Source organism: Paenibacillus mobilis (assembly GCF_058267595.1).
In genome coordinates, this window is sequence record NZ_JBZCMS010000002.1 from 194,436 (window position 1) to 216,987 (window position 22,552).

Here is a 22,552-nt window from a genome sequence, read left to right on the forward strand (position 1 = left end):
GCTAATCTATCCAGGGATTTTCCGATACGCTAGAGGATTAGCAGCCAGATAGCATGACAATGCTGCGGGTCGAAATGCATTTCTAGCCGCAGATGGAGACCAAAATCGTGAACGAGGGGATGGGCTTCGTATGGCAAAGGTGCTTAATATTGGCAACAGAAAAAAACCGATTCCCTGGGAATCGGCTTTATCGTATTAGGCTTCTAAGTTAAACAGCTTGCCCAGCGATATTTGAAAATCTTTGAACACAATCGACCGCACGTTATCCTGCTCCGTGTATAAGTCGCGCACCTGATACACGCCATCCTGCAGAGCATACACATGAACCGTGCGATTGCCGGGGTCGACGATCCAATATTCTTGGACACCATTTTTCTGATACAGATTGAACTTCTCATTAAAGTCTTTCAGTGCCGTTGATGGCGACAACACTTCGATAATCATTGTCGGCGCGCCGTGACAGCCGTTTTTGGAGATTTGACTCTTGGAGCACACCACCGACAAATCCGGCTGTGTCACATGATCAGGCGTATCGTATTGATCGCTCTCGCTGAAGAACACGTCAAACGGTGCAACAAACACATAGCAGTTCAGGTTCTGCAAAAACGTTCGAAGCGCGAAATGCAGTTCACCTACAACAAACTGGTGAAGGGCTGTTGGAGCCGGGGACATGTTATATGCCTTGCCATTAATTAATTCCCATGTTCCATCCCATGTCAACCAATCTTGATACGTGTGATGCTTCTTCTCATCCGGATTCGACATTTGGATCTACCTCCTTCGGATTATTCGATCATAGGATATATGTCTGGATCAGAATTAAGTCTATGAATGACCCTTCTTAACGCGCTCGGATTATCATCCAATGCCGCAAACTCCTTCGATATACTTGTGAAAATCTGGTTGCGTGTCCCTAAATTATAACACATATCGCTACGATTTCTCAGCGTTGAGTTGTTACCCTCAACTACGACTGGAGGAGTACAATATGCCATCTACGGTTATTAAACAACTGGGATATGCTATCGATGAAATTACGGAGATTGCAACGGGGCTTGGACTTGATTTCTACCCCCTTTATCCAGCAAAACGTTTGTTGCAATTAACTTCTCACGAAGTTTGCGATAACCCTAAGGCTATGAATTTTGTACTTGTTTCAAACATTCAGAATTCTCTAGAGCTGCAAACCCATCTTCGGTTTCAAGGAGAACTGCCTCTGCATCTCAATTTTATTCCATCCCAAATATGTTTATCTATTCCATTATAGAATTTGAAGCTTCTCTACTGGTTTAAAAACCGTAGTTTTACCAAACTTCATGTTGTGTTCAAAATTTACCTGGTACAAGATATTTCGATTCATTTTCACCGATACAATAGTGACACGCTCCATGTGCCCGGTACTTGAATTCAGCATATTGTCCGTGGCATGGATGTAAGATTGATCGCTTCTGAATTCTAATTTAAATTTGGACAAAAAAACTGCACCCGATTGGTAGATGATCTCCCACAATTGCGGTGCAGTTCAGTTTGCTGCCTAGGTGTTTTTTCTGAATCCACTAAAATGGATTCTGACCGTTTTGACCCCAAGCAGGGATACCTCTAGCTATCTTTTTCCATCTGCAGCGGCTCCTGCACTGGCTCCGCCAGCTTCTCGCAGATCGCTTCCGTTAACAAATAAGAAATGACTGCTTCCGCCCCGCAGTTCACGTTCGGGCCATGCTCCTGAAGGCCGTCGTAGCAGCTGTCGTCCTGTTCGTTGACCATGGCTGCGCCCAGGTCGTTATCGCCGTAGAACCAGGCCCGGCACTTGCGGACCGTCTCTTCATAGGCCTGCTCCCCGGTCAGCTCGTACGCTTTGGCCGCCGCAAGCGCCAGCTTCATGACGTCGATTGGCTGCTGGTCCCATACGGCCCGGAAGCCGGGCCGGCACCAGCCGTTGCTGCCGACCGGCCTGATTTGCCCGGCTTCATTCCGCGAAATACCGATCAGAAAATCAAGGCTGCTTCTGGCTATGTCCAGCAGTTCAGGCTGCTCCAGCATTTCATAAGCCCAGAGCAGACCCCATGGCAGCACGCCGTTGCTGTAAGTCAGCTCCTGCTCAAACCAGGACCAGTCCGGGGTGGAATGGTTACGGTACAGAGCGGTCAAACGGCCGGAGAGCGTGCCAGCCAGTCCAATCATCTTCTCATCTGCCAAGCCAGCACGTTTGAGCAGGCCAATAGCGGCAAGCGAATAAGCCCAGCCGCGCGGATAACGTTGGTTCCAGGCCTGCCCCAGCGCCTTAAAGAAAATACTTTCAGCCGCAAGGCCAATCGAAGCAGAAGGACGCCGGGTCATGGCCAGCGCGCAGGCCCACAGACAGCGGCCGAGGCAGTCGTCCGAAGGCTGCTCGGGTTCCCGGCTGCGGTCATAAGCAAAATTGTTATAGAACCGCCCATCCTCCTCCTGTGCCCATAGGAGAAAGGCCAGATATTTCTCAGCGAGCGATAAAAGCTGTTTATCGGTCTGTTCCCCGCAGCGGCCCAGCCATTCCAGGCATACCCAGAGGGCCCGGGCCTGATCGTCTGTGCTGTAGCCTTCTTTTCTGCGGGGTAAGGAGCCAAGACCATGCTCCAAAATGCCGGTATCGTCCGTCATTTTGATCAAATGATCAAACCGAATGTTCGGCTGCTCCATGTTTGCTCACCTCTTCGAATAAACGAAGATATTGCTGACCGACGTTTGGCCATTGCATTTCCTGGCCCAGCCGCTTCATTTTCCGGACAACCTCCTGCATCAGCACCTCGTTGGTCAGCAGCTGCACAATCCGCTCCTCCCACTGCTTCTCGTCATCCGCCGGAATCAGCAGTTCCGGGTCGCTCGCCAGCAGATCCTGGGCATAGCAATAAGGCGTCGACAGCACCGGTCTTCCAAGGCCGACGGCATAAGCCAATGTACCGCTGGTAATCTGCTCAAGGCCCGGATACGGCGTCACGTATACGTCGCAGGCCGTAATATGGCGCACCAGGTCCTGCTCCTCCATGTACTGGTCGATCATGACCACGTTCTGCTCGATGCCGCTCTGCTTGATCATCGCCTTCAGCTCTTCGCGGTACTGCTCGCCCTCCCGTTTCTTAACCTCCGGATGAGTCTGCCCGACGATCGCATAAAGCACGTTAGGCACCTGCTTGGCGATTTCCGGCAGGGTTTTCAGAATCAGCTCAATCCCTTTACCCCGGCCCAGCAGACCAAACGTCATCAGCACTTTGCGGTCTGCCCAGCCTAACTTTCTCCGGAAGGACGGTCTGCTCTCAAGCCCATGTTCCGGCGTACCGTGCGGAATGAAGACGATTTTGTCTTCAGGAATGCCAAAAGCCTGGTGCAAATAGCCAATGGCCTTGCGGTTCATTACTACAATCCGGGCGCTTCGTTCGGCGATTTCCCGCTGAATGGAGGCGTATGGCTCGCGCGGATGCTCAAACACGGTATGGAACGTGGTAACAAGCGGTTTGTTCAGGTGGCGGATCAGGTTCAAAATATAGCTGCCCGCCTCCCCTCCAAAGATGCCGAATTCATGCTGCAAGGAGACCACTTCTACGTCCGAAGCATTGATCTTATGCGCCATCTTCTCATAATCGTGTTCGGAATCGCGGCGCAGTACCCACAGCAGCGGGTCTCCGGGTCCATCCACCGGGCCATCGTGCAGCACAATTACCGGATCTTTGGCCCGCCAATCTTTGGCGGAGTTAACAGCTTGCCGCAGATGGAAAGTAAAGGTGGCAAGTCCGCATTTCTTAGGCACATAGGTACTGATATAAGCGATGGAAGTCATGCCTGCATCACTCCTGTCCGATTCATCACCGCTTCATGCAAAATATGTCTGGAGCCCAGCTCCAGGCCGTAACCGAAGATGCAATTGCTTAAATGAGCGCCTTCATGCACCCGGCATTTGTTCCATAAAATGCTGTCCGACAGACGGACGTTCGGCCCGATCTCGCATTGATCGCCAAGCACGACATTGGGTCCAATAACGGATCGTGCGCCTATCCGGACGTGATCGCCGATCAGTACGGGCGGGACAAGCAGCACGCCGGGGCCGATTTTGCACCCTTTGCCGATACGGATGCCTTCTCCGTCATCCTGTCCAGGAACCGGAAGCCGGCTGACGCCTCTCAGCAGATCCCAATGGATTTTTCGGTAGCGATCCTTCGTTCCCATATCCGCCCAGTAACCTTCGATCTGGTGGCCGTATACGCCCGCGTCTCCTTCGATCAGGGCAGGGAAAGTTTCACGTTCAATGGAGACCTCCCGATGGGCCGGAATGGCTGCCAGCACACTTTTGTCCATCACATAAATGCCGGCATTAATAAGTCTTGAAGGAGCTTCCTCCAGACGGGGTTTCTCCACAAAACGCAAGATTCGGCCAGTCTCGTTAAGCTCAACCACGCCGAACTGCGTAGGATCCTCTACCTCTTTAAGCGCGATGGTTACCTTGCCGCCATGGCGCTTGTGCGCCTCCAGCAGCGGCTTCAGCTCCGTATCGTGAACAACATCAGCGTTAATCACCACAAACTGGTCATCCAGTAAAGGTTCGGCATTTTTGATCGCTCCAGCCGTGCCGAGCAGCTCGCGTTCGACCGCATATTGGATCGATACGCCCCACTTGCGCCCGTCGCCAAAGTAGGTTTTGATTTTTTCGGGATGGTGCTTCAGGGCGATAACGAATCGGTCAACGCCTTGTTCCTTCAAATGAAGAATAAGATGCTCCAGCCAAGGGCGATTCATCACCAAAGCCATCGGCTTCGGCATATGTTCCGTCAAAGGTCTAAGCCGGGTTCCCAATCCTCCTGCCAGCAACAATACATTCATTTCAAGATCTCCTCCTGTCCGAAAAAATAGAAATGTTTAGGTCACACAGCCCTATTTCATTCAAACGGAAGCAGCGGGTGCTAATACGCCATGATGATTCCTCCTCCGGCTCCTTATGATTAGCACTCCACTTAATAGAGTGCTGATAATATACAATTTTATGGAAACTTGCTTTTTTCGATCAAGTCGCGATAACGGGAAATATTAGTTTTTGATCCTTTCTATTTTCTTGTATTCTTCTATTCCCTTTTCTTTTCTCTATTTTTCTTTGATTTACTCTTGAATGGAGGATGTCCACTCTCCTCCTAGCCGCCAGCACGCTTGCAGAATTCCAAACCCTACACCACTGGCTGCCCCGGTAATGTAGGTTACTCCAAAGTAACCAGGAAAGAAAAAGGTAACTACTTCTCAAAACCGCGGTTCAACTCCATAATTACGTTTGAGGTCACCAATATACAAGTGTCTGAGCCCGAAGAGCTGAGTCTTAAGATAGGAGCTGAGGACTTGAATTTGAAGGAAAAGGTTCTTTCTGCCCGTGATCATCTGTCCGGAAAGGAGGCTCAGGCCAGGAACACAGGCGGTTGCAGGAAGGAGGCAAAAAGAACCGGTGCAGGAGGGTTGCCGCGCATCGTGCGATATCTGACATCCAACAAAAAAACTGCCTCCTCCAACGGAAGCAGCCTGGCAACGCTCAGATGAGACAGCCTTTGATTTTATTCCGATTCCGTCTATGATCCTGGAACGGCCTTCTCTTTGGTTGGTTCTTTGGATTTCATGTATTCAACATGTTGACTCCCCCATTCGTTAACCACTTCTAATACGGGGGCCAATGATTTGCCGTATTCGGTAATCGAATATTCCACTTTGGGAGGGACCGCCGGGTAGACCACGCGTTGAATAATGTCATGTTCCTCCAATTCCCTTAGTTGGGTGGTGAGCACTTTCTTCGTAATTTGCGGAATGCCCTTCTGCAGCTCGCTGAATCGTTTGGTTCCATGAAACAGCAAAAATAAAATCGAAATCTTCCAACGACCAACGACTACTTCGAGGGCCTGTTCTATCCGGCAGGAATCCATGTCATGCTCCATCGGCTCCGCACCTCCTGTCTGTATGCCCGGATGTTGACCAGGCATGCTAGTTTTTTTCAAATCGGCAAGGATCCTTTCGAGGTTATCACTTACAAAATTACTATGAGGGGGATAAGATGTCTACACTTTCTATCATTTTACAAGGATTACTGGCCTTAATATTTCTTTTGACCGGGGGCAGCATGTTCGCCGGTGTTAAAGCTCAAATAGAGGCTTTTAAACAGCTAGGGCTGCCTCAGTGGTTCCGAATAGTAACGGCAATTGTGCAATACATTGGCGCAGCAGGTCTGATCGTCGGTTTCTGGATGCCGGGCATCGCGGGCTGGAGCGGCGTTTGGCTCGGCATAACGATGCTTGCCGCTGTCCTCTTCCATATACGGGTTAAAGAACCCTTCAGCAAAGCCGTACCGGCTTTGGTTCTTACCCTTCTTCCCGTGGTCTTAATTTTGTTAAATATCAGCTCTATGAGGCATCCTTTCTGAAAAACAAAATCAAACACTTGCCGCTGACGACCAAGTTCGCTTCAGCAGCTAAAGAGGACATCCGGTGAATCCGGTGTCCTCTTTGTTCGTTAAACCTCGCCTTCTTGCTGCATCCACTACAGCCCAAAAAACAACCAAAAAACCCCATTATCGTGTCAAGAGTGTGACACTATTAATTTAGTGGCTTTTCGATCAAACCGGATTCAAAAAACTTACGTTTACTCTAGTAGGATAATTTATACGCATTTGCCGGGGAAATGGAGGGAATGAAAGGCTTCGGACAGGTCCGGCAGAGCTGTGCCCCTAATTCTAGACCAACTTCAAAACTTAAAACAAAGAAGGGATTTCACTTGAATTTAAAATTAAAGTCACTTAGCATTCTACTCGCGCTGCTCGTTCTCACCAGCGTTTGCAGCTTTGGTGTTTTGGTATATAAAATGCATCAGGAGGTTTACGATAACACGGTGCTCAATTTGCGTGAGCAAACGGACCAGCTGGCCCAGGGAGCCGACAACTGGATGAACGGCGTGCTTAAATCAGGGCAGCTGTTTGCCGATCAATACGGCGGAGCTGCCGACGACTCGGATCAAGCCTTTTTGCAGCAATCATACATAAAGGAGAACCAGGATATTAAGAAAATCGAAATTCAAGAGGGCGGCTCCGGCGTTTCGGACAAACCGGCGTTTGGCAGCATCTTTGTCAACGAGGCTACCCAGTATCCGGCGGTGCCCCTCACTTTTCCCATTCACGACAGGAACGGAAAAATCATAGGAGCCGTCCGTGAGGAGGTCGACTTGTCCTATATGCAAACCCAGGTGGCCCAAACCAAAATCGGGCAAACCGGGCTCGCGGCCATCGTTGCCCCAAGCGGGAAGCTGATCGCCCATCAGGACATCGATTTTGTGAAGCAGGGCAAATCCGTTCCGGATGCCCTTATTCGGCTGATTCAAGCCCAATCCGGCAAGGTCATTACCTTTACCAGCATCGCCGGTGTGAAAAGCTTTGGTGCGATCAGTCCGATCGGCTCTACCGGCTGGTTCGCGCAAACATCCGCTCCGGTGAAGGAACTGGAAACCGTTTTTTATGACAGCCTTCTGTTTGGCCTTATCGCTTTGATTGCAGCGCTGGTTGTCGGCGGCGCTGTCGCCGTTTATCTGTATGGACGGCTGTTCAAATCGCTTCCGCTGCTGAAGAACAGAGCCGAAAAAATCGCCATGAAGGATCTCAGCGAAGCCCGGATTACGGTAAACAGCCGCGACGAAATCGGCGCGCTTGCCACTTCCTTCAACCATATGACTGAAAATCTAAGGGACATCATTATGAATTTGCGCTCCAGCTCGGGAGAACTTACAGCCTATTCCCAGCAGCTGTACGGCATTGCCGAGTTAACAAGCGTTTCCTCCGGGGAAGCGGTCACCATCATTAAACGCATCGCCGCCAACGCCGAGCAGCAGCGGCTGATGGTCGAAAACAGCATGAACGCCATTGAAGAGGTTGGGGCGGCTATCGTCCAGATAACCTCGACCGTTTCTTATTCGGGTGAGGTTTCCGAAAAAGCAACCGATGCCGCAAACGTCGGCTTCGGGGCCATGCAGCGGCTGGTCGAACAAATGGAAGCCATTCGTCAGCAAATCGCGGATCTTTCCGGCGTAATCGGACGGCTGGAGCAGCGCTCCGGGGAAATCGGACGAATCGTCGATTACATGACGGCCATCTCTTCGCAGACTAAAATTTTGGCGCTTAATGCAACTATAGAATCGGCCAGAGCCGGCGAAAGCGGAAAAGGATTTGCCGTTGTCGCTTCCGAAGTCCGAAAGCTGGCGAGCGATTCCTATGAAGCCGCCGAGCAGATTACGAAGCTGATCCAAAGCGTACAGACGGAAACGCTGCAGGCTTCCGCGATGATGAAGGACACCCATGCCGGAGTCAGCGACGGCCTTGAGGCGGTCAACTTTGCCGACGGATCTTTCCAGCAGCTGTTCAGCTTTGTAGGCCAGGTCAACGAAAAAGTGCTGGAGATGACCGATGCTGCCAAACAAATCGCAGCCTCCAATGAATCCGTCGTACAGTCGGTCCGTTTTATTTCCGACAACACGGCCGAAACCGTGACCGGGGTAACGCAAATTGCAGCAACGGCCAAGGAACAATCGAGTTCCTCGGAAAAAGTGCTGGCCGCCGCCAAATATTTGTCCGATACCAGCGCCGAGCTGCATGCTATTTTGGAAGAATTCAGAGGTTAATCCGGAGAATCAATGACAACAACCCGCCAACAGCTACAACTTATAGCTTTGGCGGGTTGTTTCATTTTTTCGTACAAGTTTTTTCGTACAAGATTTTGTATGACTCTATTACTCTATTACTGGTTTATGGCAAATACACCTACCTGCTCGCCAAACTGTCCCATCCACAACGCCCCGTTTCCAATACTAACCCCTTTCCAATTCACAACCACTTTATCGACTTTTTGGGCCAATAATGCCTTCTTCACTTTAGCCGTCATGATTTTATCGTATTTGGCAATAAAGTCTTTGGCGGTTTTGATTTCCGTGGTTTTTCCGTTGCTGTTCACTTTCAGCGGGTACACCATCAATTGGGCTGCTTCGGATTTTTTGCCTTCCTTAACCCACTTCTGGAGCAAAGCGAGGTTATGCTCAAATACGAATGGGTTTTGAATGCCTGCGGCTTCGTAAGGATTATTAATAACATTGACCGCAATAACCCCGAGTTTATGGTTTCGTTCACCGATCCACAAATCTCCGTCCCCTACCCGAACGCCTTGGTAGTTCACAAACAGCTTGTCGACTTTTTGGGCCAGCAGATTTTCGCGTACATGGGAAGTGAAGATGCGGTCGTATTTCTGAATCAACTCTTTTTTGCTATAGATCACATAGTTTTTATTGTCTTTGTTCAGGTTCATCGGATAGGTGATCAAATCCGCCACTTGCTCCGGTTTGTTATCCTTGACGGCTTTCTGCAATTTGGCAAAATAAGCCGTAAATGCTGCCGGATCGGTAATGCCGGCAACCTCATAAGGATTTTTGCCTACCGATTTCGTAACGGAAACAGAAACAGCTTTTTTAGTCCCCTGCTCCGCCCAGGCCTGCCCGGAAAAGGCAGCTAAAATAACGGCAAAACTCAATATCATGGCGGCTTTTTTCTTGGTGTTGTTTGTCATCGTGGTTCCCTCCAATTGATTTTATACTCCGAGTATATAAGGAAGATGTGTCCGACAGGTGTACATCGCATAACTATTTAAACTTTTTTTGAATCGTGCTGCCGGAACAACCGCAAAACGAAAAAAAGCTGCCCTTGAGGGGCAGCCCGGTTGCAGCTCTTTTATTCCGTTATTTCTTAAAACACTTTTGTAGTCCACGATTCGCAGTTCCATGTTTCCGTCACTACATCGCGGTAAAATTCAGGTTCATGGGAGATCAGCAATATGCTGCCTTTATAGGCTTTAAGCGCCCGCTTCAGTTCATCCTTTGCATCCACGTCGAGATGGTTGGTCGGTTCGTCAAGCACAAGCAGATTCGTTTCACGGTTGATCAGCTTGCAGAGCCGGACCTTGGCTTTCTCTCCGCCGCTCAGCACGGCTACCTTGCTTTCGATGTGTTTCGTAGTCAGGCCGCATTTGGCAAGGGCCGCCCGCACTTCGAACTGGGTAAAGGACGGGAACTCGTTCCAGATCTCTTCAATACAGGTATTGTAGTTGGCTTCTTTCATTTCCTGCTCAAAATACCCGATATCCAGCAGGTCGCCAAGTTGAGCGGAACCGGAAACGGCCGGGATCTGACCAAGAATGCTGCGCAGCAGCGTCGTTTTCCCGATGCCGTTTGCACCGACAAGCGCGATTTTCTGCCCCCGCTCCATGCGCAGGTTCAGCGGCCTCGACAGCGGCGAATCGTATCCGATCACGAGATCTTTGGTTTCAAAAATCACCTTGCCGGAAGTGCGTCCTTCCTTAAAGTTGAACTGGGGTTTCGGTTTCTCCTTCGCGAGCTCGATAACCTCCATCTTGTCCAGCTTTTTCTGCCGGGACATCGCCATGTTCCGAGTAGCCACACTGGCCTTGTTGCGCGCCACGAAGTCCTTCAGGTCGGCAATTTCCTGCTGCTGGCGTTTGTAAGCCGATTCAAGCTGCTGCTTTTTCGCCTCGTACACCTGCTGGAAATAATCATAATCGCCGACATAACGCGTCAATGCCTGATTTTCCATATGGTAGATAAGGTTGATTACGCTGTTCAGGAACGGAATGTCGTGCGAAATCAGGATAAAAGCATTTTCATACTCCTGCAAATACCGCTTCAGCCATTCAATATGCTGCTCGTCGAGATAGTTCGTAGGTTCGTCAAGCAGCAAAATATCCGGTTTCTCCAGCAGCAGCTTGGCGAGCAGCACTTTCGTCCGCTGACCGCCGCTAAGGTCATGGACATCCTTGTCCAGGCCGATATCCGTCAGGCCCAGCCCGCGGGCGGTTTCATCCACTTTAGCGTCGATCATGTAAAAATCCTGGCTCGTTAACGTATCCTGGATCGTTCCGACATCCTCAAGCAGCTGCTCCAGTTCCTCGGCGGATACCTCGCCCATTTTGCCGTACATGTCGTTCATTTCCTGTTCCATATCAAACAAATATTGAAAAGCTCCGCGCAAAACGTCGCGGATCGATTGCCCCTGCGTCAGCACCGCGTGCTGATCCAGATAACCGACCCGGGTGCGTTTGGCCCATTCCACCTTGCCTTCGTCAGGCTGCAGCTTGCCTGTGATAATGTTCATGAAGGTGGACTTTCCTTCGCCGTTGGCGCCGATCAGGCCGATATGCTCGCCCTTCAGCAGCCGAAAAGATACGTCGCTGAAGATCGCGCGGTCTCCAAAACCGTGACTCAGCCGTTCTACGTTTAATATGCTCATGAATGTTAACACCTTTTCCTTTATACAGTATACTCGTCATATTATAAAGGCTAAAGCGTCACAACTCCATACAGGTTTAAAAAAAGACTCTTGCGGACGCTCCCGCATCCGTTCATTTCCGCAGATAGATCGGTGCTCCATACGGCGAAGAGGTTGCGCCGCCGTCCACAACAATTTCGGCTCCCTGCACGAAGGAGGCGTCGTCGGAGGCCAGGAACAAAGCGGCGCTCGCAATTTCATCGGGGTCAGCCAGCCGATTGAGCGGGATGCCGAGCGCAAGTCTCGCTTCCAGCTGCTGCATGTCTTCCGGCGTAGATTGGCCCCAAATCGGCGTACGGGTTGCTCCGGGGTGCAAAGTATTCACGCGGATTCCGCGGGGCGACAATTCGGACACCATAACTTTGGCCATACTTTCGACCGCGCCCTTGCTTGCCGCATAAGCTGACCGGGTGGCTGCACCCAGCTTGGAAATGTTAGACCCGATCAAAATGACCGAAGCTCCGGCCTTCAGGTGAGGCAGCGCCGCTTGAACCGTTGAGAAGGTCCCTACTACATTCGTTTGTAAAACCTGTTCAAATACGGACAGCTCTGTCCCGCCTACAGGCGTAACCGCGGCCGTTCCGGCATTGGCGACTACAATATCAAGACTGCCAAACCGCTCCACCGCAGCGGCAGCCGCTTGTTCAAGGCTGACCGGGTCCGTAACGTCCGCCTGGATCGCCAAACCGCCGTTGCCAAGCTCTTTAGCGGCTGTCTCCAGACTGCCCGGATTACGGCCCGTAATCACGACTTTTGCCCCTTCGGCCGCAAACCTTTTAGCTGTAGCCAAACCTATTCCGCTGTTGCCGCCGGTAATCAAAGCCACTTTTCCGTCCAATTTTCCCATGCTGAATCTCTCCCTTGTTTTTACTTTTTTTGCGATTTTTTTTAAATATGTTTAATATTTTTTTGAGACCAATCGTTCTCAAAAAGTCAAAAAAATTAACCGCCGTTACCGCGGCTAAAAATCCTTGGGCTGTAATACCGTCATCGTCGTTTCGATAATCCGATTCATCTTCTCCGTATCGTTTGTCGTCTTCACCATCACCCGCAAACCGTTCATTACATTATTCAAATAGGAGGCGAGGTCCTCCGCGGAAAGCGAATCGGAAAATTCTCCCGACTGCTGTCCAGCTTCGATCAGCTGGCGCAAACGCCGTTCTGCGGCTTCGCGGTTCTGGAACACCAAAGCATTGGAATCGGCATCATGAGCTGCCAGCTCGACAGCGGTGTTCACCATAAGGCAGCCTTTAGGCGTTTCTTCCTCACGATGGACAATCAGGTCAAACAACAGCCGGATAGCTTCTTTTGCCGATCCCGCATGCTCCAGCCGACGGTCGATCTGCTGACTGATTTTATCATGATAACGTTTCAGTGCCTTCAAATATAAAGTATGTTTATCGCCGAAAGTGTCGTACATGCTTCGCTTATGGACGCCCATATGTTGGACCAGATCCTGCATGGACGTTTTCTCATAACCCTGTTCCCAGAACAGCTGCATCGCTTTTAGCAAGACGGCATCTTCGTCAAATTCCTTGGTTCTGGCCATTTCCTCTCCCCCTTTCCATGTAAGTGTAGCATAATGAGAACGATCGGTAAATAATGATTGCTTACCAAGCATTCTCAAAAGATGAACTTAGGATCAGTCCGGATATTTGGCAAAATAATGGTCAAATAAAATATCGATTTGCTGATCCACGGATAGTGGAGCGGGGGCGGACGATAAATTTTTGATGCGCTGGGCCATTAAAATAGGAAAATAAGAAGCAGAGTGAATATGCATCGTCATGGCGCTTAAAATTTCCGGATCGGTTACCCCCGTAATTTCGGACAACGCCACCGAAACTTTGTTCATGCCAAGCTTTTTCATATAGCTGATGTATTCATAATGGGATTCAAAGGACAGATTCCCTTTGCCCAAAATCTCTTTCAGCAGTTCCGGAAATTCCGCCAAGGAAGTGGCATAACGTTTCATGAATAGATTGAGCCTTTGCTTTGGAGGGATGGACAGATCATCTAAAATCAGAAAATGTTCATGAAACTCCGCAAGCATAAATTTCAAGGCTTCGTTAATCAGCTTATCCTTGGAGCCGAAATAATAGTTAATAAGCGCCAGATTGACATCGGCGCAGGATGCGATTTTACGCAGGGTTACGTTGTCAAACCCTTCCGCTCTGATCAGTTTCAATGCGGTGTTCAAAATATGATCTTTGGTTGTCACATCTTTCCCGGTTTCATTGAACATGAGTTACTCCCCTATCGCAATTCTTCATTCACCATAATACTCCCTCCAGCACCGTGTCAAGTCGGAGGCCTTGCTTGCACGGAAATTGAACCGCCATGATTCCCGCCCAATCTATTCCTTGTTGACAAACGTCCCCGTAAGGACTATCGTATTAAACGACGTATTAAACAATGTTTAAAACGGCGATTAAACCTTTCTATATCTTACAGATTCTAGCAGGAGGTGAGTTCCTTTCGCTGACCTAACGCCGACATACACCCGAATAAATAATAAAATAAATACTTAAAAAGAAAACGGAGTGAGAAACCTTGTCTAACTCAGCTAAAGAGAACAAAGCTGTCGATTCCAACGAGTTCTCGATCAGAACGATCATTGGACCTCTTCTTGCGATTATTGTCGGCATGATTATGGTTATTTTGGATACGACGGTCGTGAATGTAGCGATTCCGAAACTGGTTGATTTCTTCCATACCGATTTAAAAACGATCCAATGGACGGTCACCGGTTATACGCTGGCTTTGTCGGCAGTCATTCCGCTGGCCGGATGGATGACCGACAAATTTGGATCCAAACGGATCTTCCTGATTACGATCGCCTTGTTTACGATCGGCTCCGCGCTTTGCGCGCTGGCTCAGACGCCGACCCAGCTGATCATTTTCCGCATCCTCCAGGGCATCGGCGGCGGCATGGTGTCTCCGATCGGGATGGCTATGGTCTTCAGATTGGCTCCTCCTGAAAAAAGAGGCTCTATCATGGGCGTGCTCGGCGTTCCGATGCTGATGGCTCCGGCTCTGGGGCCGGTATTGTCGGGCTGGCTGGTTGAATACGTCAGCTGGCACTGGATTTTCCTGATCAACCTGCCGATCGGCATCGTTGCCATGTTCATCGGAATCCGCTTCCTGCCTCAATTCGAACGCCATCAGGCTCCGCATTTGGATGTCATTGGCATGATCCTGGCTCCGATCGCCTTCGCGATGCTGACCTACGGGGTCAGCGAAGGAGGAACAAGCTGGACTTCCAGCACCGCTCTTACCGGCCTTATCGTAGGCGGTGTCGCGCTTGTTCTCTTCATTATTGCAGAACTTCGGCATAAGCAGCCGCTGCTGGAACTGCGCGTATTCCGATCTTCCGATTTTACGCGGGGGATCCTGCTGCTCTGGATCGCCCAGGTCGCCCTGTTCGGTTCAATGATTCTGATGCCTTTGTATTTGCAGCAAATAAAAGGGTACACGCCGCTGCAAACCGGACTTATCCTGCTTCCGCAGGCTTTGGCTTCCGCCTGCTTTATGCCGATTGGCGGACGGCTGTTTGACCGATTGGGCGCCCGGCCGCTGGCATTTGTCGGTCTGGCCATCATCTCCACCGCCTTGTTCCTGTTCGCGCATATCTCGGCCGATACCCATCTGATCGTCATCCTTTTATCCCTGGCCTTGATGGGCAGCGGCATGGGCATGACGATGATGCCGCTCAATACGCACGTTCTAAACGCTGCTCCGTCCAAATTGGTCAGCCGCGTAACGCCTTTGACCACGGCAGCGCAGCAGGTTGTCGTTTCCTTTGCCATTGCCGGCCTGACAGGCTACCTGACTTCGCATATTAATGCCCGTATGGCTGAGCTTGGCAAGGATCATACGCCTTTGCAGGCTTTGCATGCCGCATCCGGCGGATTTAATGAAACTTACTTTTTGGCAGCCTGCCTGGCTGTGGTCGGCTGGGTCATGACCTTCCTTTTGCGCAAGCCGAAAAAGCAGCCGGACGAAGGAAAAAAAGAACCTGTCGCAGCCGTCCACGTGGACTTCTAAAAGGGCTGTTTGATGTTTTAATTAAAAAGGCGGCCTTCCGAAACTTGACGTTTTGGAAGGCCGCTTGTTGTTGTGCTTGTTATATATTTCGCGTATATACAAGGTTGGACTTATCTAACCGTTCGTTACCAGCCCAGATTGGCATGTTTGATCTCCCGTCCCCAAAGAGCCTGGAGCTGTTTGACCTGTTCAGCCGGCATCGCCTCATCGCTGGCGGACACGTTTTCCATCAGCTGAGCGCTGCTGCGCACGCCGGGAATTACCGTGGCGACCTCCGGATAAGCCAAAATAAAACGCAAGGCGGCAACGGAAAGATTTTGCGCCGTGCCTGTAATCTCCTTGACCTGCTCAACCAGCTTGGCCCGTTTGCGGATGATTTCCGGAGACCATCGGCTTCTGACGCCGGTGAACGTGCTGTCCGCGTTGTATTTGCCGGAAAGCCAGCCGGAATCCAGCGGTATTTTGATAATCAGTGCGATATTGCGGTCCCGGGCCAGCTTAAACGCCTCGGCGGTTTCCTGATAAAGAATGTTAAACATGACCTCCATGGCGCCAATCTTCGTGTTGCCTATCAGCTCAAGCATTTCCCTGCTGGAATCCACGGAAGCCCCATAGGCCAAAATCTTTCCTTCCTGCTTCAGCTCCTCTAGAATATCGAAGTGGCCGTATTTGCCGTCCAGATAATCAAACGGCGGATTGTGAAGCAAGATGGAATCGAGATAGTCGGTCCTCAGCCGCTTTAAGCTTTGTTCCACCGATTCCCTGATTTTATCCGCCGAATAGTCGGTGCGTCCGTCGGGGCCATGCCCGAATTTAGTATTGATCACAGCTTGTCCGCGTCTGCCCTGCAGGGCTTCGCCCAGCAGCAGCTCGCTGCGGCCGCCGCCGTAATTAGGGGCCGTATCAAAAAAGTTTACGCCCTTATCCAAAGCCTCATGAACCAGCGCGACCGCATCCGCATCGTCCATCGCTTCCCAATCTTGGCGGTTGCCCAGCTGCCAGGCTCCGAAACCGATTTCAGAAACCTGCTTGCCCGTACTGCCGAATGTTCTGTTTTTCAATATGCTAACCTCCCGTTTGGCCGCTGCAACAGCACTGCCGGCTCCTGATAGGATTTGTCGAAAAGCCAAAAAGCCCCATCCCCCAAACTTTAGCACTGCGGCAGGCAAGCCGTCAATGAAAGCCGGACGGATCTAAACGCCTCCAGCTAAGGAATTCTTTTTTGCGTACAAACCGTCCAAATACAGCTCCATCGCATCCAGCGAACGGGCTTTGAAATCAATCCGGAAAACGTCAAGCTTATGCTCTTCGATCGCTTTCAGCATCACTTCGGGCAAGCTGGCCATATTCGCGAATCCGACAAGCAGTGCATTTTGGGCGAGCAGCAGATCAAAGCAGTCTGCTTCCGTCAAAAATTCGGCACGCTCCGTAATCAGGCTGACGATATTCATTAACGAGCCATGCAGCATAACGCTGTCTTTTTGTGCCGTCTGCTCGTCGATATTTTTTTCGAGAATCGTGTTTTTGATCGCACTTAAACGGACCAACACCGAATCCGGGTCAAGCAGCTGTTCCATTTCGCCAAGGAAAAAGGCTTTAAATTCCTCGCGGTTCATTTTCTCGTACGCAAGCAGCAGCTCCGTAAAATGCCCGAAACGCTGCCCATACTCCCGGAACAGCATTTCCATAAACAAAATTTCTTTCGTCCTGTAATAGTAAAATAACGTGCCGTTAGAGACATTCGCCGCTCTGGCTACATCGTTCATTTTAATCTCGTCAAACGTGCTGTTTTGGAACATTTCATAAGCCGTGTCCAAAATCAGCTTCGCTTTCTCCGCTTTTGCGCTTTCCGTCATGGCTCTTTTCATTTCCGCATGCCCCTTCAATCTTAACCTGTCTATGTTAACTTGGAGCCAATCGTAAGGAATAGATGCCAAAATGTCAAGCCAAAAGCCAATTCCTTGATTCCGGTTGCACCGGGACAAGAGCCGAATCAGGCATTTTTATGAAAAAGAATGGACGGCCCATCCGGCCATTCCTTATTTGACCTGGCTCATGATCACCCGGTCAAAGCCCCGGTCTCCTAATATTTTTCTCAGCATGATCAAAGGTTTGGCCATTTTGCCGACGGCATATCGGGTTTTTGGGCGTTCTGCCGCAACCGCCTTATAAACGGCCTCCGCCACGACAGCGGGTGAAGAGCCGCCGCCGGACTGGTAAGAATCGTTGCTGACCTTTTCCACCGATTTTGCCATGCTCCCGTAAGGACCGCTTCCCGAATTCCGGACTAAAGATCCCCCCATTGCGTCACCGAACGAAGTGGCAATAATGCCCGGTTCAATGACAACAACGTCGATGCCGAACGGCTTCAGCTCGATCCGCAGGCAGTCGGACCATCCTTCAAGCGCGTGTTTGGTGGCATGATACCAGGCACCCAAAGGCGTATAAATTTTGCCGCCGACCGAAGAGGTGTTGATGATTTTTCCGCTTTTCTGCGCTCTCATATGCGGTACGATAAGCTGTGTCAGACGGCCCAAGCCAAACAGATTCACCTCGAACTGATTTCTTGCGTCCGCGATGCTCACTTCCTCCACGCTTCCGTAAAGCCCGAAGCCGGCATTATTGAACAACACATCTATTCTGCCCTGCTTGAGGATTATCTGCTTCACACAGGCCTCTATTTGTTCTTCTTGGGAGATATCCAGCTGGACGAGCTCGGCCCCCAATGCTTTAAGGTCACGCATAGCCTCCACCCTTCTTGCGGCCGCATAAACGATATGGCCTGCCGACAACAGCCTTTTGGCGCTTTCCTTTCCGATGCCCGATGATGCTCCGGTAATTAATACGACTTTTTTCCCCATTCCTTATTCCTCCGCTCTTTAAGTTCAGTTCCCAGCTTTATCATCTCTCAATCGACTTAAAGTCAATTATAGTTGACTCGAAATCGATTATAGTTGACTTAGAGTCAATTGTAAAGCCTGGATAATGAACTCGTTTGGACGCATAAGAAAAAGGCCTGCAGGCAGCCGCCTACAAGCCCTTATTTTTATAACTCTTCCAATCCTCAGGTTCTCCGCATATAAGCCCTTACCGTAATCGGGGCAAAAATCGCGACCACAGCCGCAGCGCCGATCAGCGAAAACAACAAATCGCTGCCGTAAGTGCCCGAGTTGACCAAATCCCTGACCGCCGTTACCAGATGCGAAATCGGATTCGCCTTGACAAACCATTGCAGCCAGTTGGGCATGGTGTCCACCGGAACAAAAGCGTTCGACAAAAAGGTCAGCGGGAACAAAACGATCATGGATATTCCCTGAACGCTTGAAGCCGTCCGCGCGATGACTCCAAAGAAAGCAAAAATCCAGCTGATCGCCCAAGAGCAGGCAATGACAAGGATTCCCGCCACAACGACGTTGCCAAAGCCGCCCTCCGGCCGCAGGCCCATAATATATCCCATACCAAAAGTCAGCACGGTGGCAATCGTATAACGGATGGTATCCGCCAATAAAGCTCCGGCCAGCGGGGCGATACGTGCGATCGGCAGCGATTTGAAGCGGTCAAAGACCCCTTTTTCCATATCCTCGCGCAGCTGGACCCCGGTTACGATCGAAGTCGTGATCACGGTTTGGACCAGAATACCCGGAATAATGACTGGCAGGTAGCTTTGGATATCGCCCGAAATGGCTCCGCCGAAGATGTAAGTAAACATTAATGTGAAAATAATAGGCTGAAGCGTCACGTCAAACAACTGCTCGGGGGTACGGCGTATCTTCAGCAGCCCGCGGTAAGCCATCGTCAGCGAGTTGCGCAGCGACTGGCCGAAGCTGGTCCTTTTTCTCAATTGCCGCGCGGTTCCCGGCGTTTGCGGACCGGCATTAAAAGCATTCGTCCCGTTGGTTTGGCTCATCCTCTTGCTCCCTCCAATACTTTCGATGGATCCGGCGCCCCAGATTTATTGTCTTTCGCTCCGCTGCCCGTAATCGTCAAAAAGACCTCATCCAGCGTTGGCTTCTGCACGCTCATTTCAGCCAGCCGGATACCGGCTTCCCTTAGCTCAACCAGCAGATCGGTCACCAGGTCGGCTTCGGCCATCGGCGCCGTTATTTTAGCCGCTTCCGCAGAAACGCCTGCCTGGACCCGCAGAACCCGTTCTACCGTCAGCCGCGCCGCTTCCAGCTCTTCCGGATCCAGGATCCGCAAATGCAGCGAAGACGTGCCGATTGAGGCTTTCAGCTCATCCACCGTTCCTTCGGCAACGACATGCCCCCTGTCGATGACCGCGATCCGGTCAGCCAGCTGGTCGGCTTCCTCCAAATATTGCGTTGTCAGCAAAACCGTTGAACCCGATTGCACCAGCCGCCGGATCGTATCCCACATCTGCGTGCGGGTACGCGGGTCCAGCCCTGTAGTAGGTTCGTCCAGAAAAATAAGCGGCGGCTGTGCGATCAGGCTCGCGGCCAGGTCCAATCGGCGGCGCATGCCGCCCGAGAAATGCTTAAGCGGACGTTTGGCCGCTTCCGTCAGCCCGAATTCCTCGAGCAGGTCTGCCGCTTTGCGCCGCGCCTCGGCGCGCCCCAGTCCAAGCAGCCTGGAAAATATAACGAGATTTTCGGTTGCGCTGAGCGCCTCGTCCACGGATGCATATTGACCCGTCACGCCGATAAGCTGACGAACAATATGCGGTTCAGAGGTCACATCATGCCCAAAGATCCGGGCCGTCCCTGCATCCGGCCGCAGCAGGGTGGACAACATGCGGATCGTAGTAGTTTTTCCGGCGCCGTTAGGACCCAGCACGCCATAGATACAACCGGAACGGACCTGAAGGTTGACGCCGTCTACCGCCTGGTTGTCGCCAAACGTTTTGACAAGCCCTGCCGCTTCGATCGCCAGGTCGCCTGGGGCGGACAAGCCGCTTTTTCTGTAGGTTGGATTCATTTTGGATTCTCCTCCTGATAACGTTTTACTGCCTGAATCATCGTTTATAGTAGGAGACTACCGGATCTTTATGAACTGAATATGAACAGGAAGAAAACCCATAAAGCAAAAAAACGCGGCTCCCTGGCTGAGACTCGCGGTTTTTTCGCGTGTCAGGCTTCTTTTTCAATATGCATCATCTGCTCTGCCTCTTCCCAAGGCACGGAAAATCCGGCCCCTTTGGCGCAAAAAATCGAGGACGACGTATACATCGGGTCCGCATTTTTATCATAACCCCTGCGCGCAATAACCTCTTCGGCATTGTGGCAGACGTCATAACCGCCGAAGGTTAAGCGGAGCGATCCTTTGCCATGGGTAAGGGCCGCAAATTCGGTCGGGTAATCCAGGAAGGTTGCTACGGGAACGCGCCCCTCCAGCAGGACGTGACCTTCCGCCATTGCAGGAGGCTCGAACGTGCCATAGGCCAGCTGGATGTCGGACAGCACCCGCCCCATTTCGTCCAGGCCGACGCGCAGCCTGAAGTCATAATAAGGCTCCAACAGTACGTTGTGCGCCTTCTCCAGCCCTTGTCTTAGCGCCCGGTAAGCCGCTTCCCGGAAATCCCCGCCATGCGTGTGTTTATTATGCGCCCGTCCGGTCAGCAGCGTGATCCGCACATCGGTCAGCGGCGAACCGGTCAGCAGACCGTGATGCTCGCGCTCAAACAGATGGTGCCGGATCAAATTCTGGTTGCCTGCCGTCAAGTCTTCGACGTGACAGACATTCACGAAGGTGATGCCGCTCCCCCGCTCCCCCGGCTCCAGCTTCAAATGCACCTCCGCATAGTGGCGAAGCGGTTCGAAATGGCCGTAACCCCGCACCGGTTCCGCGATCGTTTCTTTGTATAAAATCTCCGGTTGGCCGAAGGAAATGTCCATGCCGAAACGTTCTTTGGCGAGCTGCTCAAGCACCTCCAGCTGAATGACGCCCATCACGTGAATATGGATTTCCTGCAGCTGCTCCTCCCACAGCGCTTTCAGCGTCGGATCTTCCGCTTCCAGCAGACGGAAGGCCCGCAGGACGTCTTTGACGGCAAGGGCCTGATCGTGAAACACTTTGGCAGTCAGGGCTGGCACCATATCGTAGTTTTTCCGGTCCCGCAGGGTTCCCAGCCCCTGACCGGCAGCCGCTTCCGAAAGGCCGGCAACGGCGATCAATTGGCCCGCAGCCGCCTCGTCCACTATCTTGAATTTATGCCCGGAGACGAGGCGGATTTGCGTGATTTTTTCATAAACCGTTTGGGGGGCTGGTGTTTCAGATTCTGTTGTTTCTGGCTCGGCTGTTAGAGGTTCGGTTGTCTGGAGAACCGCCGAACTGTCGTAAGCCACCTCGTCGCGAACCCGCAGCCGGCCGCTTAAAATTTTTATATAAGTAGTCCTTACGCCATTGTCGTCATGACGGATTTTGTAAACCCTGCCGGCAAACGTTTCACTCCCCAGAGCCGCATAATCCGGGCAAAGCAGCCGGTCCGCCCATTCCAGCAGCTCCTGGACGCCTTCATCCTGAAGGGCGCTTCCGCTTAAAACCGGGAACAGCCGGCCGCTGCCGACCAATTCCCTCAAGGCAGACATCCACGCCTCTGAAGTAAAGGCGCCGTTTAAATAAGCCTCCAGATAACCCTCATCCCGTTCCGCCGCAAACTCCTCTAACTGGGGATCGGATCCCGCCAAAAGAAACGGCGAATCGGTACAATCATAAGCGTCGCCCGTTAGCTGCCGGCGGATTTCCTCCAGCACGCGGGTTTTGTCCGCGCCCGTGCGGTCCATTTTATTGACGAACAGAAAAGTGGGCACGTTATGTTTGCGCAGCAGCTGCCAGACGGTTTCCGTATGGCCCTGGACCCCTTCGACCGCGCTGAGGATCACGACGGCACCGTCCAGCACCTGAATCGCCCGCTCCATCTCCGGGGAGAAATCGACGTGTCCCGGCGTATCGATCACCTGCAGTACGGACTGTTTGTACGGCAGGATCGCCTGGTCGGCAAATACCGTTATGCCCCTGGCTTTTTCGATCTCGTGGTTGTCCAGATAAGCGTCGCGGTGATCGACCCGTCCGCGCTGTTTGATGGTCCCTGTATGAAAAAGAAGCTGCTCGGCCAATGTCGTCTTGCCCGCATCGACATGGGCAAACAGCCCGATCGTTTTGTACATGCTGTCCCGCTCCTTT

General features: G+C 51.5%; 20 protein-coding genes. 4 read left to right on the plus strand and 16 right to left on the minus strand.

The features are described 5' to 3' along the window. Positions 1-195: 195 nt before the first annotated feature. Positions 196-765, minus strand: a complete 570-nt coding sequence (locus AC3ZPD_RS04060; RefSeq protein ID WP_490982989.1) for a Uma2 family endonuclease — start codon at positions 763-765, stop codon at positions 196-198. 223 nt (positions 766-988) lie between these two features. Between AC3ZPD_RS04060 and AC3ZPD_RS04065 the strand changes: the two genes are divergently transcribed. Next, positions 989-1,267, plus strand: coding sequence for a hypothetical protein (locus AC3ZPD_RS04065; protein WP_490982990.1), 279 nt, complete (start codon positions 989-991; stop codon positions 1,265-1,267). A gap of 332 nt (positions 1,268-1,599) precedes the next feature. Here AC3ZPD_RS04065 and AC3ZPD_RS04070 read toward each other — a convergent pair whose 3' ends face one another. From AC3ZPD_RS04070 to AC3ZPD_RS04085, 4 genes are all read right to left on the minus strand, one after another. Next, entirely contained in the window at positions 1,600-2,676 is a 1,077-nt protein-coding gene (locus AC3ZPD_RS04070) for a glycosyl transferase (RefSeq protein ID WP_490982991.1), read from the minus strand. After that, a complete protein-coding gene (locus AC3ZPD_RS04075) occupies positions 2,651-3,811 on the minus strand; it encodes a glycosyltransferase family 4 protein (RefSeq protein WP_490982992.1) in 1,161 nt (386 codons plus the stop codon). The genes AC3ZPD_RS04070 and AC3ZPD_RS04075 overlap by 26 nt, the downstream gene beginning before the upstream one ends. After that, positions 3,808-4,848 carry a nucleotidyltransferase family protein gene (locus AC3ZPD_RS04080; protein WP_490982993.1) on the minus strand — a complete coding sequence of 347 codons (1,041 nt, stop codon included), beginning with the start codon at positions 4,846-4,848 and terminating at the stop codon, positions 3,808-3,810. The genes AC3ZPD_RS04075 and AC3ZPD_RS04080 overlap by 4 nt, the downstream gene beginning before the upstream one ends. Before the next feature lie 728 nt (positions 4,849-5,576). After that, a complete protein-coding gene (locus AC3ZPD_RS04085) occupies positions 5,577-5,936 on the minus strand; it encodes a winged helix-turn-helix transcriptional regulator (protein ID WP_490982994.1) in 360 nt (119 codons plus the stop codon). A 116-nt stretch (positions 5,937-6,052) separates the two neighbouring features. Here AC3ZPD_RS04085 and AC3ZPD_RS04090 point away from each other — a divergent pair, with 116 nt between their 5' ends. Both AC3ZPD_RS04090 and AC3ZPD_RS04095 read left to right on the plus strand, forming a co-directional pair. Next, on the plus strand, positions 6,053-6,418 hold the full coding sequence (locus AC3ZPD_RS04090; RefSeq protein WP_490982995.1) for a DoxX family protein: 366 nt from the start codon (positions 6,053-6,055) through the stop codon (positions 6,416-6,418). A gap of 350 nt (positions 6,419-6,768) precedes the next feature. Beyond that, on the plus strand, positions 6,769-8,658 hold the full coding sequence (locus AC3ZPD_RS04095) for a methyl-accepting chemotaxis protein (RefSeq protein WP_490982996.1): 1,890 nt from the start codon (positions 6,769-6,771) through the stop codon (positions 8,656-8,658). A 116-nt stretch (positions 8,659-8,774) separates the two neighbouring features. On the opposite strand, the gene AC3ZPD_RS04100 is transcribed toward AC3ZPD_RS04095, so the two are convergent. The 5 genes from AC3ZPD_RS04100 to AC3ZPD_RS04120 all read right to left on the minus strand — a co-directional run bounded on the left by AC3ZPD_RS04100 (position 8,775) and on the right by AC3ZPD_RS04120 (position 13,610). Next, positions 8,775-9,593 (minus strand): hypothetical protein, encoded by an 819-nt coding sequence (locus AC3ZPD_RS04100; protein ID WP_490982997.1) that lies wholly within the window; start codon positions 9,591-9,593, stop codon positions 8,775-8,777. A 176-nt stretch (positions 9,594-9,769) separates the two neighbouring features. Further along, entirely contained in the window at positions 9,770-11,326 is a 1,557-nt protein-coding gene (locus tag AC3ZPD_RS04105; RefSeq protein WP_490982998.1) for an ABC-F family ATP-binding cassette domain-containing protein, read from the minus strand. Positions 11,327-11,438: 112 nt separating this feature from the next. Beyond that, positions 11,439-12,212: an SDR family NAD(P)-dependent oxidoreductase gene (locus AC3ZPD_RS04110; protein ID WP_490982999.1), complete on the minus strand. Its 774-nt coding sequence runs from the start codon at positions 12,210-12,212 to the stop codon at positions 11,439-11,441. A 114-nt stretch (positions 12,213-12,326) separates the two neighbouring features. After that, positions 12,327-12,914 (minus strand): TetR/AcrR family transcriptional regulator, encoded by a 588-nt coding sequence (locus AC3ZPD_RS04115; RefSeq protein ID WP_490983000.1) that lies wholly within the window; start codon positions 12,912-12,914, stop codon positions 12,327-12,329. 93 nt (positions 12,915-13,007) lie between these two features. Further along, complete coding sequence (locus AC3ZPD_RS04120) at positions 13,008-13,610, minus strand: TetR/AcrR family transcriptional regulator (protein WP_490983001.1); 603 nt, start codon at positions 13,608-13,610, stop codon at positions 13,008-13,010. A 308-nt stretch (positions 13,611-13,918) separates the two neighbouring features. On the opposite strand from AC3ZPD_RS04120, the gene AC3ZPD_RS04125 reads away from it, so the two are divergent. Further along, positions 13,919-15,412 (plus strand): MDR family MFS transporter, encoded by a 1,494-nt coding sequence (locus AC3ZPD_RS04125; protein WP_490983002.1) that lies wholly within the window; start codon positions 13,919-13,921, stop codon positions 15,410-15,412. A gap of 125 nt (positions 15,413-15,537) precedes the next feature. Here AC3ZPD_RS04125 and AC3ZPD_RS04130 read toward each other — a convergent pair whose 3' ends face one another. The 6 genes from AC3ZPD_RS04130 to AC3ZPD_RS04155 all read right to left on the minus strand — a co-directional run bounded on the left by AC3ZPD_RS04130 (position 15,538) and on the right by AC3ZPD_RS04155 (position 22,536). Then, entirely contained in the window at positions 15,538-16,473 is a 936-nt protein-coding gene (locus AC3ZPD_RS04130) for an aldo/keto reductase (protein ID WP_490983003.1), read from the minus strand. A gap of 132 nt (positions 16,474-16,605) precedes the next feature. Continuing rightward, positions 16,606-17,280 (minus strand): TetR/AcrR family transcriptional regulator, encoded by a 675-nt coding sequence (locus AC3ZPD_RS04135; protein WP_490983004.1) that lies wholly within the window; start codon positions 17,278-17,280, stop codon positions 16,606-16,608. Positions 17,281-17,451: 171 nt separating this feature from the next. After that, entirely contained in the window at positions 17,452-18,273 is an 822-nt protein-coding gene (locus AC3ZPD_RS04140; protein ID WP_490983005.1) for an oxidoreductase, read from the minus strand. A 203-nt stretch (positions 18,274-18,476) separates the two neighbouring features. Next, positions 18,477-19,319: an ABC transporter permease gene (locus tag AC3ZPD_RS04145; RefSeq protein WP_490983006.1), complete on the minus strand. Its 843-nt coding sequence runs from the start codon at positions 19,317-19,319 to the stop codon at positions 18,477-18,479. Continuing rightward, positions 19,316-20,347: an ATP-binding cassette domain-containing protein gene (locus tag AC3ZPD_RS04150; protein ID WP_490983007.1), complete on the minus strand. Its 1,032-nt coding sequence runs from the start codon at positions 20,345-20,347 to the stop codon at positions 19,316-19,318. Before AC3ZPD_RS04150 ends, AC3ZPD_RS04145 begins: the two co-directional genes overlap by 4 nt. 152 nt (positions 20,348-20,499) lie before the next feature. Further along, positions 20,500-22,536 (minus strand): GTP-binding protein, encoded by a 2,037-nt coding sequence (locus AC3ZPD_RS04155; protein WP_490983008.1) that lies wholly within the window; start codon positions 22,534-22,536, stop codon positions 20,500-20,502. Between the last annotated feature and the right edge of the window lie 16 nt (positions 22,537-22,552).